Here is a 14,060-nt window from a genome sequence, read left to right on the forward strand (position 1 = left end):
GGTAAACCAAACCAAATTATGCAGGAATATATTTTAGCGCTCGACCAGGGCACTACCAGTTCGCGGGCAATAGTTTTTGATCATACAGGTAAAATTATTGCTTCGGCACAAAAAGAATTTAAGCAATACTTTCCTAAGCCCGGCTGGGTTGAACACGACCCTAATGAGATTTGGGCAGGCCAGATTGGGGTTGCCGCAGAAGCTATTGCAAAAGCAGGCTTGGGTGGCGGCAATATTAAAGCCATAGGTATAACTAATCAGCGCGAAACCACCATAGTTTGGAACCGCAAAACCGGCGAACCAATTCATAACGCCATTGTTTGGCAGGACAGGCGTACCGCCGCCTTTTGCGATGAACTAAAGCAAAACGGTCATAGCGAAATGATCCGCGATAAAACCGGCCTGGTAATAGATGCTTACTTTTCCGGCTCAAAAATAAAATGGCTCCTGGACAATGTTGAGGGTGCCAGGGCACAGGCCGAAGCCGGTGAACTGGCTTTTGGCACGGTTGACAGCTGGCTCATCTGGCAGTTAACCCGCAGCGAAGTTCACGCTACCGATGTAACCAACGCCGGCCGTACAATGCTGTTCAACATCCGCACACAACAATGGGACGAGGAGTTGTTACAACTGTTCAACATCCCAAAAAGTATCCTGCCCGAAGTAAAACAGTCGAGCGAGCTGTACGGACAAACCGCCAATAATTTGTTTGCGCAACGCATCCCGATAGCAGGCATAGCCGGCGATCAGCACGCGGCCTTATTCGGGCAAATGTGTATTGATAAAGCCATGGTTAAAAACACTTATGGCACAGGCTGTTTTATGCTGATGAATATCGGGCATGAGTTTATCAAATCAAAAAACAACCTGCTTACCACCATCGCCTGGAAAATAAACGGCGAAATCACCTATGCTTTTGAAGGCAGCATTTTTATAGGCGGCGCGGTAGTACAATGGCTGCGCGATGGCCTGGGCATTATCAAAACATCCGCTGATGTTGAAAAGCTGGCCACATCAGTAAAAGATACCGCGGGTGTTTATTTTGTGCCTGCTTTTGCAGGCTTGGGCGCCCCCTACTGGGACCCGGAAGTTCGCGGCGCTATTGTTGGCCTAACCCGCGGCGCTACTGCCGCCCATATTTCAAGAGCCGCACTGGCATCAATAGCCTACCAAACCATGGATGTGCTTAAAGCTATGGAGGCTGATGCAGGCATGGAGATAAAAGAATTACGCGTGGATGGCGGCGCAACAGCCAATAACCTGCTGATGCAGTTTCAATCGGATGTATTGAACTGCAAAGTGATCCGGCCCGAAGTTACCGAAACTACGGCACTTGGTGTAGCCTATATGGCCGGGTTGGCTGTAGGCTATTGGAAAGATATAGCCGAAATTCAGCACTTGTGGGCCGCCGAAGCGGAATTTACTCCGGCTGACGATCTTGATGAAGTAAAATCGGGCATTGCGGGTTGGAAACGTGCGGTAAGCACTGCTCAATGCTGGTCAAATTCCGGGCATCCTGTAACAGTTATTTAATATCCATCTTTAAAATATTTTAACATGTCTCCATTTGTAGCTGAGCTGATAGGCACCATGCTCTTGATATTATTAGGTGATGGTGTAGTAGCCAACGTAGTTTTAAAAGATACCAAGGGAAATAACAGCGGATGGATAGTGATTACCACTGCCTGGGGATTAGCCGTTTTTGTTGGGGTAGTTGTTGCAGGTCCGTATAGCGGCGCGCACCTTAACCCTGCTGTAACCATAGCACTCGCTATTGCGGGTAAGTTTGCCTGGGCAAACGTTGCGCCCTACATTATTGCCCAATTTGCGGGCGCTTGTATCGGTGCATTTTTAGTTTGGATCATGTATTACGATCATTTTAAACGCACAAATGATCCTGCCTCTATATTGGCTGTATTTTGCACCGGGCCAGCCGTACGCAATTACATATCAAACATTGCCAGCGAGGTAATAGGTGCTTTTGTACTGCTCTTCACCATCTTCTACATAGCTGGTGCCGAAATCACCCCTGCTAAAACCCCTATCGGCCTGGGCTCAGTGGGCGCTATCCCGGTAGCATTACTGGTTTGGGTGATCGGCTTGTCATTAGGAGGCACTACCGGCTACGCCATCAATCCCGCGCGCGACCTTGGGCCGCGCTTTATGCATATGCTATTACCGATAAAAGGCAAAGGAACCAGCGATTGGGCTTATGCATGGATCCCGATTATCGGCCCATTGGTTGGGGCTTCCATTGCTGCTGTATTGTATCTTTCAATTAAGCTATAAATCTCATCAAAACAGCATTAGCCTAACGAAGTTTTAAAAACTTCGTTAGGCTTTAAAAGTTCTGTTAAGCTACGGCAGCTATCATGTGCTACTACTGTAGCAACGCCTTAATCTTGTTAAAGATCTCGGTATTACTATAAACCCCTCTGAAATCCAGGGAATGCGGGCCGTAGCTAAATACCGGAACCGGGGTACCGGTATGATCATTGGTGCTAAAATCGCCCCATACGTAACCATCGTTGATACTGCCGTCAAGCAGGGTTAAGCCGCCTGTTTCATGATCGGCAGTTACAATTACCAGGGTTTCGCCATCTTCATCAGCAAACTTCAGGGCGTCGCCAACTACACGATCGAAGTCGCTATTTTCGGTTATTACTTGTTTCAGGTTATTTGCATGGCCGCCATGGTCTATCTGCGAGCCCTCAATCATCATAAAGAAACCTTTGGGAGCATTTTTGAACGTTTGGGTTACTTTATTAAATGCCAGCGGCAGATAACTCCCCCTGCCTTCCATTTTCGGGCGGGTTACGCTGTCATCCATCAAAGCCAGGATTTTTGGGGCCGAGCTATTCAAAAACTCATCAAAGTTGCGAATTACCGTGTATCCCCTCTTTTTCATTTTATTAACAGGGCTTTCACCATTTACCGGCCAGATAAAATCTTTGTATCCCGAGCCCAGAAAAATATCAATAGGCGATGAAGTAATTTGATTGGCAATGGCCGTAGAGTGGCTCCGTTCCGAGTCGTGCGCATAAAAGGCCGCGGGGGTAGCGTCTGTCAATTCACAGGCCACAATATCGGCAGTCTTTTTGCCTGCTTCGGCGCTGTAATCAGCCAATGATTTCAATGGTTTGCCTGACGGATCAACACCTACTGCCCTGTCGTTAGTTTTTTGGCCCGATGCAAAAGCGGTGGCGCCGGCCGCCGAATCAGTGATATAAGCATCGGCAGAATTAGTTACTGAAAAGCCAATGTTGAGTATCTGGAAAATATTCAACTGGCCTCGGTTGGCGGTATAGGTCGAATAGATCTGCGATAAACCCATACCATCGCCGATACACAAAATGATGTTTTTAACTTTCTTAACCGCGCCGTCCGATTTATAAGTTGGCTTATAAATGCCATACGCTTGTGGCGCGGTATATTCACTTGTTGGCTTCTTGTTCAGGAAATCGCCAAGCTCTTCTATTTTATCGGTGCCAATTACATCAACGCCTAAACGGATTAGCGCCAGCCAACTGCTTTTGGTATCCGGCGTTTCCCAAAAACGCACCTTTTTACCGGAGTTATGTACGCTATCGATGCCCGCTTTTATCCTCGCGATCTCTTCGTTATTCAATACACCTTTACCGTTCCAGTGCATATATTTACCAAACGGAAAGCTTACCATGCCAATCTTTTTCCATTGCGCCGGTGTAAAGCCGTTCATATGGTCAACATCAAACGAGATCCAGGCCGGATAATTGGTCATCTCTGCCGCAGGGGGTACTGCTCCTGTCATAACTATAGATAGCCGTCCCGGGTGACCTTCATAATTAAAATACTGTTCTAACGGTTTCAGTTCTTTGATCACCAAGGGCAATACCGCCTTATGATCTTCCTTAATTTCGATAAGCAGCCTTAAATGGCGCTGTGGGTCGCGTTTAAATTTTTCAATCAGCGGATCGATGTACAAGATCTTTAACGACCGCTTAGCGTCAATCTCCTTTTTATCGTGAGCCACCATCAACTGCCCGTTAACGGCATAACAGTCGGCCTCGATAGAACCGAAACCTTTTTCATAAGCCCTGTAAAAAGGAATGTTGTTTTTGTAATCATTGTGGGAGTGTGCGTCGGCTACGGTGTAGTTTTTAACCTGCGCATTGGCCGTTAAACCAACGTTTGCCAGCAGCGTCGCCAGCGTAATTAGGGTAGTACTTTTTTTCATTTGGTGTAGATATAGCAAAACCGGGCTGAGCCCGGTTTTGTAAGTTTCAATATGTCAATTACCAGCCGGCATTCTGTTTCAGCTGGCCCTGGCTTATCTGGATATCTTTTGGCGGAATTGGCCAAACGTTATCCCTTGCCGGGTCAAAGTTACGAGCTTTCCATACAATTGAGCCATCCGAACCGTGTAACGGTTTTGCGTAAATTGCCTGTGCATCGCCCCAGCGTACCAGGTCAAAGTTACGATCACTCCACTCACCTGCCAATTCAACACGACGTTCGTGTTTGAGGTTTGCCATTGTGGCATTAGTAATCGGGGGCAATCCTGCACGTACACGCACCTGGTTAAGCGCGGCATCACCGTTTTTGCCCTGCATGATCTGCGCTTCGGCTTTAATCAGCACGATCTCGGCATAACGCAACAATGGTACGTTTAAATCTGTAGAAGGCTCATCGCCGTTAGGACTTACGTGAATGCCGCCTGCATAGCTAAATGGCTCCATATATTTATTAAACTGGTAGCCGGTTAAGCTGTTGCTTTTACCACCAATTGGGTAAGTATAAGTTTGACCGAAATACTGGAAGCTATCGCCTTTTTGCAGGATAGTAGCCGGAAGCCTTTTATCGCCGGCCTCAAACTCGTCAACAAGCTCTTTAGTTGGCTGATAGTAACCAAAACCATTATATAAACCCCAGCCTTTGTTCTCTAACATAGCGCCCGGTAAAATGCTTTGACCATTCAGGTTACTTGCTACCGACCAGATATACTCAGAGCTGTAGTTATTAGCGATCTTAAATACATCCGCATAGTTACTTAGCAAAGCATGTTTTCCGCTGAGGATAACCGAGTCGGCATATTTTTCGGCGTTAGCGTAATCCTTAGCATGCAGGTAAGTTTTAGCCAAATAAGCATAAGCAGCAGTTTTATGAGCACGGCCTTTATCGGCAGCGGCAAGCTTATCAAAGTAAGGCAGTAAAGAAGCTGCCTTTTTCAAATCAGCCTCGATATAAGCGTAGTTATCTTTAACTGAAGGCAATTGCGCCGGGAACGCTAATGGATTGGCGCGATTTTGCAAAGGAGCGCCTTGTTTGTCTGATCCGTATAGATCGGCAATTTCCAGGTGCATTACAGCATGAATAAAGTAAGCCTGGCCCAAAATAAAGTTTTTGGTAGCTGCATCCATGTTGATGTTCGGCACGTTGTTGATCACGTCATTAGCACGTTTCATCACAACAAAGTGCAACTGCCATGGAGCGTAAATACTACTCTCGTTACCGGTACAGATAAAGTTTTTGATATTTTCCCTGTCGGCAGATGTACGGCCAACAACCATGTCATCGCTGGCATTAATGAACCAAAAGAAACCGCGGCCATAAAGGTCTTCGCTGTTACTTTGTTTTTCATACAAACCATTGGCCGCGACCTGGGCATCATCAGCAGTTTTCCAGAAGTTGGCGGTAGTTGGCGAACCTGCTGGTTTAATATTATCTAAAGTACCTTTTTTACAGCTTTGGGCCAGTGCAATAATCATTACACCCATTAAGCCTTTGCTAATTATATTTTTAAATTTCATCTCTGTATCTCCTTAATTATGGTTCCTGATTTTTTATAAACCTACGTTAACACCTACTAAAATGATCCTTGATTGTGGATACAAGCCTAAATCAACACCATTTTGGTTGATACCAACTTCCGGGTCAAGACCTGTGTATTTGGTAAATGTGGCCAGGTTTTGCGCATTAGCGAAAATTCGGGCACTACGTACACCTATTTTAGTCAATAGTGCTTTTGGTAAGGTATAACCCAGGGTTACATTTTTAATACGCATGTATGAACCGTTCTCTACATAAAAGTCAGATACGTTGCCAAAATTGCCATTTGCATCACTTGCCGACAGACGTGGAATATTAGTGTTGGTATGGCTTGGTGTCCAGGCATTTTTTGCATCAGCCAGCAGGTTATAGTTTTGAATAGATGCATTAAGGCCGGTGTATTTAACTGCATTGAACAATTTATTACCTGCTACACCCTGCAAAAACACACTCATATCAAACGGGCCGTAATTAAAGTTGGCTGTAAAACCATAACTAACTTTAGGAAACGGTGTACCCATGTACGTTTTATCTGCTTCGGTTATTTTACCATCATGGTCCGTATCCACGAACTTAATATCGCCAGGTTTCGCATTTGGCTGAATAAGCGCTCCGGTTGGACCTTTGTAGTTATTCACTTCATCCTGCGATTGGAATAAACCCGCAGTTTTGTAACCAAAGAAAGAATACATCGCGTAACCTTGCTTCAACCAAACAGGCACCAGGCTGCCCCTTACGCTTGGGTCAGCAAGAATGGTTTGTTGGCCAGGTAAAATGTCATCAATTTTATTTTTGATGTATGAACCATTGGCAATGAAATTGTAATGAAGTTCGCCTAGGTTACCCTGATATTTGATAGATAGCTCAATACCTTTATTCTGGATCTTTCCACCATTAACATACGGCGGGTTTGATACACCATAAACAGCTGCAACTGGTGGATGAAATATAAAATGAGTATTTGTTTTTACAAATGCATCAGCTGTAACATTCAGCTTGCCGTTCATCAGGCCTAAATCAACACCAACGTTGGTTTGTGCTGCTTTTTCCCAAATGAGATCAAGATTAGCTAAACCATCAACAGCTGCACCGGTAACTCCTGTAGCTGGGTTTCCGAGATATCCGGATGTTTTTGACACACTAACCGAAGTAGGGAAGTAGGTATTAAGCCCTGCAAGGTTACCTGATTGACCGTAACTTGCCCTTATTTTGGCAAAAGACACTAAGCCGTCTTTAGGGAAAAAATCTTCTTTGCTAACTATCCAACCACCGGAAACCCCCGGGTAGTTTTCAACTCTGTGCTGCGCTGCGATGCTTGAAGTAGCGTCACGACGAAATATCCCATTAATAAAATATTTTCCTTCAAAATCGTATCCTACCCTTCCAATGTAAGAAATTAAACCCTGCTCAGATTTTGCTCCCTGTAATGGCAAACCTGTAGGATTAAGTGTGCCATTAATGATATAACGAACCGCTGGATCTTCGCTCTGATAATTATCAGTATTTACGCTGAAAAACTCGTTCATATCATCCTGATAAGTGTAACCTGCCAATGCCGATATGTGATGTTTTTCGCCAAATGTTCTGTCGAAGTTTAAAGTTTGTTCGGCGAGAATGGTACGCGAGTTGTTCTGCTCCTGGAACAGGAAGTTGTCAAAAAACTTTTTACCCGGCTCCAATATCCTTGTGCTGAAGTTTTTGATAGTTTCTGAGTTTTTGGTAATACCTAAATTTGAGCGGAATTTTAAGCCTTTGATCAGGTTTATTTCAACATAAGGGTTAACGTTGAAGCTGCTTACACCATCACTGTTATCTAAACGTTTCAGGTAAGCAACCGGGTTAATTACGTCGCCGTAAGAACCCGCGTAGTCAGCCGGCACACCGCCAAAACTACCATCGGCATTGTAAATAGAAGCGTTTGGCGGATAAAATATAGCTGATAAAATAGCACCGGTATAAGCGCTTGTTGTGTTAGCGCCCTGGCCGTTATTGTAAGAGTATGACATACTTTCACCAATTTTTAACCAGTTGTTGATTTGGTGATCAGAGTTTACGCGAAAGTTATAACGGATAGCATTGGTATTTAAAAGAATTGCGTTGTTTTTTCGATAACCGCCCGAAATATAAAAAGTAGATTTTTCGCTGCCGCCGCTGATATTCAGGTTATAATCCTGTATGTAGCCTGTCCTAAACAAGGCGTCAGTCCAGTTAGTACGTGTGATGCGCGAATCGGGATTTACAGTAGCATCAAAGGCCGGCAAACGCTTTTTGCCTGCGTTATCATAAGCTGTGTTGATCGCATCGGCATAATCAGCAGCGTTTAAGGCCTGTAATATTTTCAAGGCGTTTTGTACGCCGCCTTTTGCGGTAATATCTAAATTGGTTTTGCCTTGTTTACCGCGTTTGGTTGTGATCAGTATTACGCCACCTGCAGCTTTGGCACCGTAGATGGCGGCGTATGAATCTTTCAATACGTCAATTGATTCGATATCGGCCGGATCGATCGGGCCGCCATTGTAAATAGTACCATCAACAACCATCAACGGGCCTTCAGTATTAAAAGAGCTTTGACCGCGTAGCCTGATGCTTGGGCCCGAAGTTGGATCGCCACCTTCGTTTAGTACGGTAACACCTGCAATTTGTCCCTGCAGCATTTCGGTCACCGAACCTACCGAACGATCTTTAACATTACTAACTTTTAACGAACCTACCGAACCGGTTACATCGGTATTTTTTTGAGTACCGTAACCTACCACTACTACGGCGTTTAAACCCGTAACGTCGGCCTCCAAAGTAATGCTAAGCGGCGATTGACCGGCAGTAACTTCGCGGCTTTTGTAGCCGATAAAACTGAATACCAGCACCTCGCCCTTTTCAACAGTAATTTTAAAATTACCATTAACATCGGTTGAAGTGGCGGCAGTTGAAGTTTTGCTGCGTACAGCCACGCCGGCCAGCGGACCGTCTTTATCGGTCACTGTTCCGGTCACCGTAATTTTTTCGGGTGCACGTACCACCTTTTTGTGCGAGATGATAATAGTGCCGTACTTTTCGCGGTACTCCAATTGCGTATTGGCAGTTAAAGCGTTAAGCACATCTTTTAATGGTTTGTTAACAAATGAATTTGCCTTTACTTTTACCACGGCCACATCATCCATCTTGTAGTTAAATGCAACGGTATTTACCGCTTTTTTGAGTTTCTCGAGCGAGGCGTCCATGGTTTCATCGGCAAACTTTACGGTTACCGGCTGATCCATCAGCGACACACTACGCTCGGCGAAGGCGCGTGAGGGCAATACTGCCGTCAGGGTTGTTACCAGCAACAAAATTGCTGAGATTAATCTTCTTGAAATCCGGGTTAAAGATTTTTCCATACATTTGTTTTTAAAGTGATTAGTAACTGCCTGTTGGCTTTTAGTTTTGGCAGCTACACTTAATTGAGCCAGTGCCTGTTGGAGCAGGCATTGGTTTTCCTTTTATATTGTTATTTAATATTTACTGTATCTCCGTTTAACTTATACTTTCGGCCATCAATAAACTGAAGTATATCCAGCACCTGCCTGATATTCAACTTATTTGAAAACCTTACCGAGTAGTGCTGCTGCGCCAGCCGTTTTTCATTGTATTTAAAATTCACGCTGTAGCGGTTTTGCAGGTAAACGGTGATCTCCTTAAATGACGCATTATCCAGTATCAACTCCTCATGCATCCAGCTTAGGGAATGATCGGCCATTAGTTCCTGGTGTGTAAAGCTTTCATGCTGTTTATTATAGGTTAGCTGCTGCCTCGGTGTATAAAAACCCAATGTATGACGCTGATCATGCACCTCAACCTTGCCGCTGTTCACATAAACCTGCAGGTCGGGCAGCTCTTTATAAAATTTGATATTGAACGATGTACCAAGCACCTGAGTAGTAACCTTAGCGGTGTGCACCATAAAGGGCCTTTTAATATCATGCTTCACATCAAAAAAGGCTTCTCCATTTATCAGCGTTACTTCTCTTTTTGAATCGCCAAAGCTAACCGGGAATTTTAATGATGTACCCGCGTTTAACTGAACAGTTGAGCTATCTGGCAGCATTACCTGTTTCATGCAGCCTTTAGGAGCGGTGATTACCTGGTAAGCAATTTGCTCATTTTTGTGGGTGGCTAATTTTGAGTAGAACAGTCCGGCACATACAGCTACCAAAACAGCAGCGGCAACTTTCAACCAGGTGGTATTTAGCCTGCGGATTTTACCTCTTTCTATGGTTTGTTTTTCTATCCGCTCCCAAAGCGGTTGCTTAAGGGCTTTAACATTGTCGCCGGTTTTGGCATCCGTGTCAAGGTTATGCATCAGTTGTTGTAAAAGCTGCAATTCCTCGTCGGTGCATTTACCGGCGTTAAACTTATTGAGTAGTTTTTTTATTTCTCTTTGATTCACCTAACAGGGGCTTTATACCTGATAAGTGACCCGAGACGGAGGAGTGTACTATAACTTTTTGAAAAAAATTATCAACAGCAAAAATCTGCTGTAATTATCAAAGGGGATGACATCGTAATACTTCTGAACAGATTTCTTCAACCTGCTTAAAGCATTACTAATTTGGTTGCGCACGGTTTGATGCGATAAGCCTAAAAATTCGGCTATTTGCGGGCCGGTCATATCCTGCTCGCGGCTACACAAATAAACCTGTCGCATTTTCTCGGGCATATCCGCTATTTCCTGGTCTATCAAAAAGTGCAATTCGGCAAGGGAAAGTTTTTGTTCGGTGCTGTGTTCATAAGTTTCCTGTAATTCGGAAAGATCATCTAACGGTCGTGGCTTGACACTTTGCTTTTTGTACCACTTATAGCTCATGTAATTAACAGAAACCATGAGGTAGGCTTCAAGCGCTCCATTTACCTGGATGGTATTACGATTTTTCCATATGGAGAGGAACAGCTCCTGTACCATATCCATCGCTTCATCCTCGTTTTGGGTTTTCTTTAACGCGAAGGCAATCAACCTATCCGCATAACGCTCATAAATTTCCTGGAATGCACCATCGTTACCGCCCTGCAGTTCAAGTAGAAGTTGTGCATCCGAATATTGTTTCACAAGGGGTATTTTTATGGCATCAAAGTAACGGCACTAATGTTAAGCTAAATTTAAATATATATTAATGCTTTAGAAAACACAGGCTAATAATTGGCACTATTTTTTAAAAATAGATTTTGCCCCCAAAATAACTTTTATTTCTCAAACAAACCTATACCTTTGTAATTCATCTGATGATTTACACAAATGAGTAAAATTATTAAAAGGTCGCTGGCTGAAGAGATTGCTGAGAAACTGAAGGAGCAGATTGCCGGAGGAAGGTATCAAATAAATGATAAACTACCAACCGAACCGGAGCTTATGACCGAGTTTGGTGTTGGCCGCTCAAGCATTCGCGAAGCAACAAAAAGCCTGGTACAATCAGGCCTGCTTAGGATCCAGCAGGGTGCGGGTACTTTTGTAGAGCGCAGTACTGTTAATCCGGAGCCAATGGAAGCCCGTATTAAACGCGCCCGGTCACAGGACCTTGACGAAGTGAGACAGTTACTGGAGATGAAAATAGCCGAGAAAGCTGCTATAAACCGCTCGCAAAAAGATATTTTTAACATGAAAAGCCATTTAGAAACCCGGAACAGAACTGCCGAAGCCGGGCTATTGGAAGAGTGTATTGACGCTGATGTTAAATTTCACATCGCTATTGCCGAAGCATCAAAAAACGAGATCCTGAGCGATCTATATAAAACGGCAGCCGTACATTTAAAAAACTGGTTCACTGAAATCCACCCTGATACGCGCATTTTTATCGAAACTCAGCACCTGCACGAAAAGCTCCTGAAAAACATTCTCGATTGCGATTCGAAACAGGCCTGGAATACCGTTATCGAAATTCATCAATATTAAAAAATTTCATCAAATTCATCTGATGATATAATGTTTTATAATTTAATCTGTCGCTAATGGAATCTACATCGCCAACAACTATTATCCCCGAACCTAAAAAATTGGTTCAGCAAACAGTGTATTCAATTTTGTTTACAATAAGCCTTGCACACTTTATCAATGATATGCTGCAATCGGTTATACCGTCCATATACCCGCTTATCAAACAACGGTTTAGTCTTAATTTTACTCAAATAGGGCTAATCACCTTCACCTATCAAATTACCGCTTCTATTTTGCAGCCATTTGTAGGCCTTTATACCGATAAAAAACCCAAACCATATTCATTGGCAATTGGCATGGGTTTCACTCTATCCGGACTGATGCTTGCCTCTTTTGCCGGCAACCTTTCTATTATGCTGATGGCCGTAAGTCTTATTGGTATTGGCTCATCCATATTTCACCCGGAGTCATCCCGGGTGGCACATTTAGCATCGGGAGGAAAAAAAGGACTGGCTCAATCTATTTTTCAGCTGGGTGGTAATGCCGGCAGCGCAATTGGACCGCTGCTTGCAGCTCTTATCGTGATCCCTTACGGACAATCAAACGTGATCTGGTTTTGCCTTATCGCCTTCGCCGGAATTTTGGTATTGCTCCGCATAGCTAAATGGTATGCCGAACGCCTCAGTTTTAATGCAAAAAACAAAAATGCTAAAGAAACCGTTCAGTTGAACATCTCCAAAAGAAGGGTGATATTCTCCCTGGGCATTTTGCTGGTGCTTATATTCTCCAAATATTTTTACCTGGCCAGCATCACCAGCTATTATACTTTCTTCCTGATCAATAAGTTCCATTTAAGCATTCAGCAATCACAAATTTATCTGTTTATGTTTTTAGGATCAGTAGCTGCGGGAACGCTTTTCGGCGGGCCGTTAGGTGATCGTTTTGGCCGTAAATACATCATCTGGATTTCGATATTGGGTGTAGCGCCCTTTACCATGCTCCTGCCCTACGTATCGCTATTTTGGACGGGCGTTTTATCTGTGTTTATCGGCCTAATCCTTTCATCGGCATTTTCGGCAATTTTAGTTTACGCTACCGAACTTGTACCAGGAAAGGTAGGTTTAATAGCGGGCTTATTCTTCGGCCTGGCTTTTGGTATGGGCGGTTTAGGATCGGCTATATTGGGTAAAGTTGCTGATATGACCAGTATCAACTATGTATTTAAGGTTTGCGCGTACTTGCCGCTGATAGGTATCTTCACCGGCTTATTGCCTAATATTGAGGGGAAGAAGGCAGTGAGTTAAGATTTTAAATGCCCTTAATATCTCGCGCTCGTTTTCAACGAGTGCGTAACGTGGGTTTGCGTTTATAACGCAATGGCGATACAATCGCCGAACCATATTAAGCGCTCGTTATAAACGAGCGCAAGATGATCGCCTTAAAAACGGCATCAATTTATTAAAACCGTCATTGCGAGGAACGAAGCAATCCCCTATTAGCAAAGCAGCTATACAAGTCTCTCTGTACAGTTTGCGATTGCTTCGTTCCTCGCAACGACGTTTTTTTTACAACTCTCTTACCCAAACATTACGATAACTGATCGGTTCACTTTTATCACCGTGCGCCTGCAGCTTTATGGGAGCAGCACCATGTTTACGGTATTCAGGCTTACCAATGTAAGGGGTATCTCCTATTAATGAGGTATTGTTTTGAACCAGCACACCATTGTGAATTACGGTAGCGCGGGCGGCCGATTTTAACGAACCATCCTCATTAAAACGGGGAGCTGTCCAGATCACATCATAAGTTTGCCACTCGCCGGGTTTGCGGCAAGCGTTTGCCAAGGGGATGGCTTGTTTATATAAACTGCCCACCTGCCCGTTCACATAGGTTTTATTATTATAGTTATCAAGCACCTGCAACTCATAACCACCGGCTCCCCATGGCAGGGCTGCCAGGAAAATGCCGCTGTTACCGCGTGCTTGTCCGCTGCCGGTTATGTTTGATGGGATGCGATATTCGATGTGCAACTGAAAATCCATGAATTTACGTTTGGTTTGGATATCGCCTGCGGTTTTATCTACCGTAATAATTTTATTATCAACTTTCCATTTATGGTTTGATGTACTATCGTTGGTGGCTACCCATTCGTCGAGGTTTTTGCCATCAAACAAAATGATGGCATCAGAAGGTGCATCTCCCAGAGTTTTACCAGGGGTAACTACAGCCGGCACCGGCGACCAGATCTCGGTATCCTCCGGCTTAGCATTTTGCTGCGCGAATATTGTTAAAGAACTGCCTGCTAATAAAGCAGTGAAAATAAGTTTGCGTTTCATTTTTAAAACAATTG

10 protein-coding genes are annotated in these 14,060 nt (G+C 44.1%); 4 read left to right on the forward strand and 6 right to left on the reverse strand.

The features are described from left to right. Window positions 1-18 precede the first annotated feature (18 nt). The gene (gene glpK / locus ABID99_RS14585) at window positions 19-1,533 is read left to right on the forward strand and encodes a glycerol kinase GlpK (RefSeq protein ID WP_373614175.1); all 1,515 of its coding nucleotides are present in this window, start codon (window positions 19-21) and stop codon (window positions 1,531-1,533) included. A 24-nt stretch (window positions 1,534-1,557) separates the two neighbouring features. Continuing rightward, a complete protein-coding gene (locus ABID99_RS14590; protein ID WP_373614176.1) occupies window positions 1,558-2,289 on the forward strand; it encodes an MIP/aquaporin family protein in 732 nt (243 codons plus the stop codon). Window positions 2,290-2,380: 91 nt separating this feature from the next. Here the strand turns inward: ABID99_RS14590 and ABID99_RS14595 are convergent, their stop codons facing one another. From ABID99_RS14595 to ABID99_RS14615, 5 genes are all read right to left on the reverse strand, one after another. After that, the gene (locus ABID99_RS14595) at window positions 2,381-4,216 is read right to left on the reverse strand and encodes an alkaline phosphatase (protein ID WP_373614177.1); all 1,836 of its coding nucleotides are present in this window, start codon (window positions 4,214-4,216) and stop codon (window positions 2,381-2,383) included. Window positions 4,217-4,274: 58 nt separating this feature from the next. Beyond that, window positions 4,275-5,789: a RagB/SusD family nutrient uptake outer membrane protein gene (locus ABID99_RS14600; RefSeq protein ID WP_373614178.1), complete on the reverse strand. Its 1,515-nt coding sequence runs from the start codon at window positions 5,787-5,789 to the stop codon at window positions 4,275-4,277. Between the two features lie 33 nt (window positions 5,790-5,822). Beyond that, window positions 5,823-9,182 (reverse strand): SusC/RagA family TonB-linked outer membrane protein, encoded by a 3,360-nt coding sequence (locus ABID99_RS14605; RefSeq protein WP_373614179.1) that lies wholly within the window; start codon window positions 9,180-9,182, stop codon window positions 5,823-5,825. Between the two features lie 110 nt (window positions 9,183-9,292). Then, on the reverse strand, window positions 9,293-10,231 hold the full coding sequence (locus tag ABID99_RS14610; protein ID WP_176623923.1) for a FecR family protein: 939 nt from the start codon (window positions 10,229-10,231) through the stop codon (window positions 9,293-9,295). Between the two features lie 48 nt (window positions 10,232-10,279). Further along, a complete protein-coding gene (locus ABID99_RS14615; protein ID WP_354481968.1) occupies window positions 10,280-10,888 on the reverse strand; it encodes a sigma-70 family RNA polymerase sigma factor in 609 nt (202 codons plus the stop codon). Between the two features lie 186 nt (window positions 10,889-11,074). Between ABID99_RS14615 and ABID99_RS14620 the strand changes: the two genes are divergently transcribed. Further along, a complete protein-coding gene (locus ABID99_RS14620) occupies window positions 11,075-11,728 on the forward strand; it encodes a FadR/GntR family transcriptional regulator (protein ID WP_176623919.1) in 654 nt (217 codons plus the stop codon). Window positions 11,729-11,784: 56 nt separating this feature from the next. Continuing rightward, the gene (locus ABID99_RS14625; RefSeq protein ID WP_354481965.1) at window positions 11,785-13,014 is read left to right on the forward strand and encodes an MFS transporter; all 1,230 of its coding nucleotides are present in this window, start codon (window positions 11,785-11,787) and stop codon (window positions 13,012-13,014) included. 261 nt (window positions 13,015-13,275) lie between these two features. Here ABID99_RS14625 and ABID99_RS14630 read toward each other — a convergent pair whose 3' ends face one another. After that, entirely contained in the window at window positions 13,276-14,046 is a 771-nt protein-coding gene (locus tag ABID99_RS14630) for a DUF1080 domain-containing protein (protein WP_176623915.1), read from the reverse strand. Window positions 14,047-14,060: the final 14 nt, after the last annotated feature.

Source organism: Mucilaginibacter sp. OAE612, assembly GCF_041806395.1.
Classification (GTDB): domain Bacteria; phylum Bacteroidota; class Bacteroidia; order Sphingobacteriales; family Sphingobacteriaceae; genus Mucilaginibacter; species Mucilaginibacter rubeus.

Bases quoted from the DNA above. Each gene is read 5' to 3' on its own strand.
- ABID99_RS14590 (WP_373614176.1), top strand. From the start codon at position 1,558: ATGTCTCCATTTGTAGCTGAGCTGATAGGCACCATGCTCTTGATATTA.
- ABID99_RS14600 (WP_373614178.1), bottom strand. From the start codon at position 5,789: ATGAAATTTAAAAATATAATTAGCAAAGGCTTAATGGGTGTAATGATT.
- ABID99_RS14605 (WP_373614179.1), bottom strand. From the start codon at position 9,182: ATGGAAAAATCTTTAACCCGGATTTCAAGAAGATTAATCTCAGCAATT.
- ABID99_RS14595 (WP_373614177.1), bottom strand. From the start codon at position 4,216: ATGAAAAAAAGTACTACCCTAATTACGCTGGCGACGCTGCTGGCAAAC.
- ABID99_RS14620 (WP_176623919.1), top strand. From the start codon at position 11,075: ATGAGTAAAATTATTAAAAGGTCGCTGGCTGAAGAGATTGCTGAGAAA.
- ABID99_RS14630 (WP_176623915.1), bottom strand. From the start codon at position 14,046: ATGAAACGCAAACTTATTTTCACTGCTTTATTAGCAGGCAGTTCTTTA.
- ABID99_RS14625 (WP_354481965.1), top strand. From the start codon at position 11,785: ATGGAATCTACATCGCCAACAACTATTATCCCCGAACCTAAAAAATTG.
- glpK (WP_373614175.1), top strand. From the start codon at position 19: ATGCAGGAATATATTTTAGCGCTCGACCAGGGCACTACCAGTTCGCGG.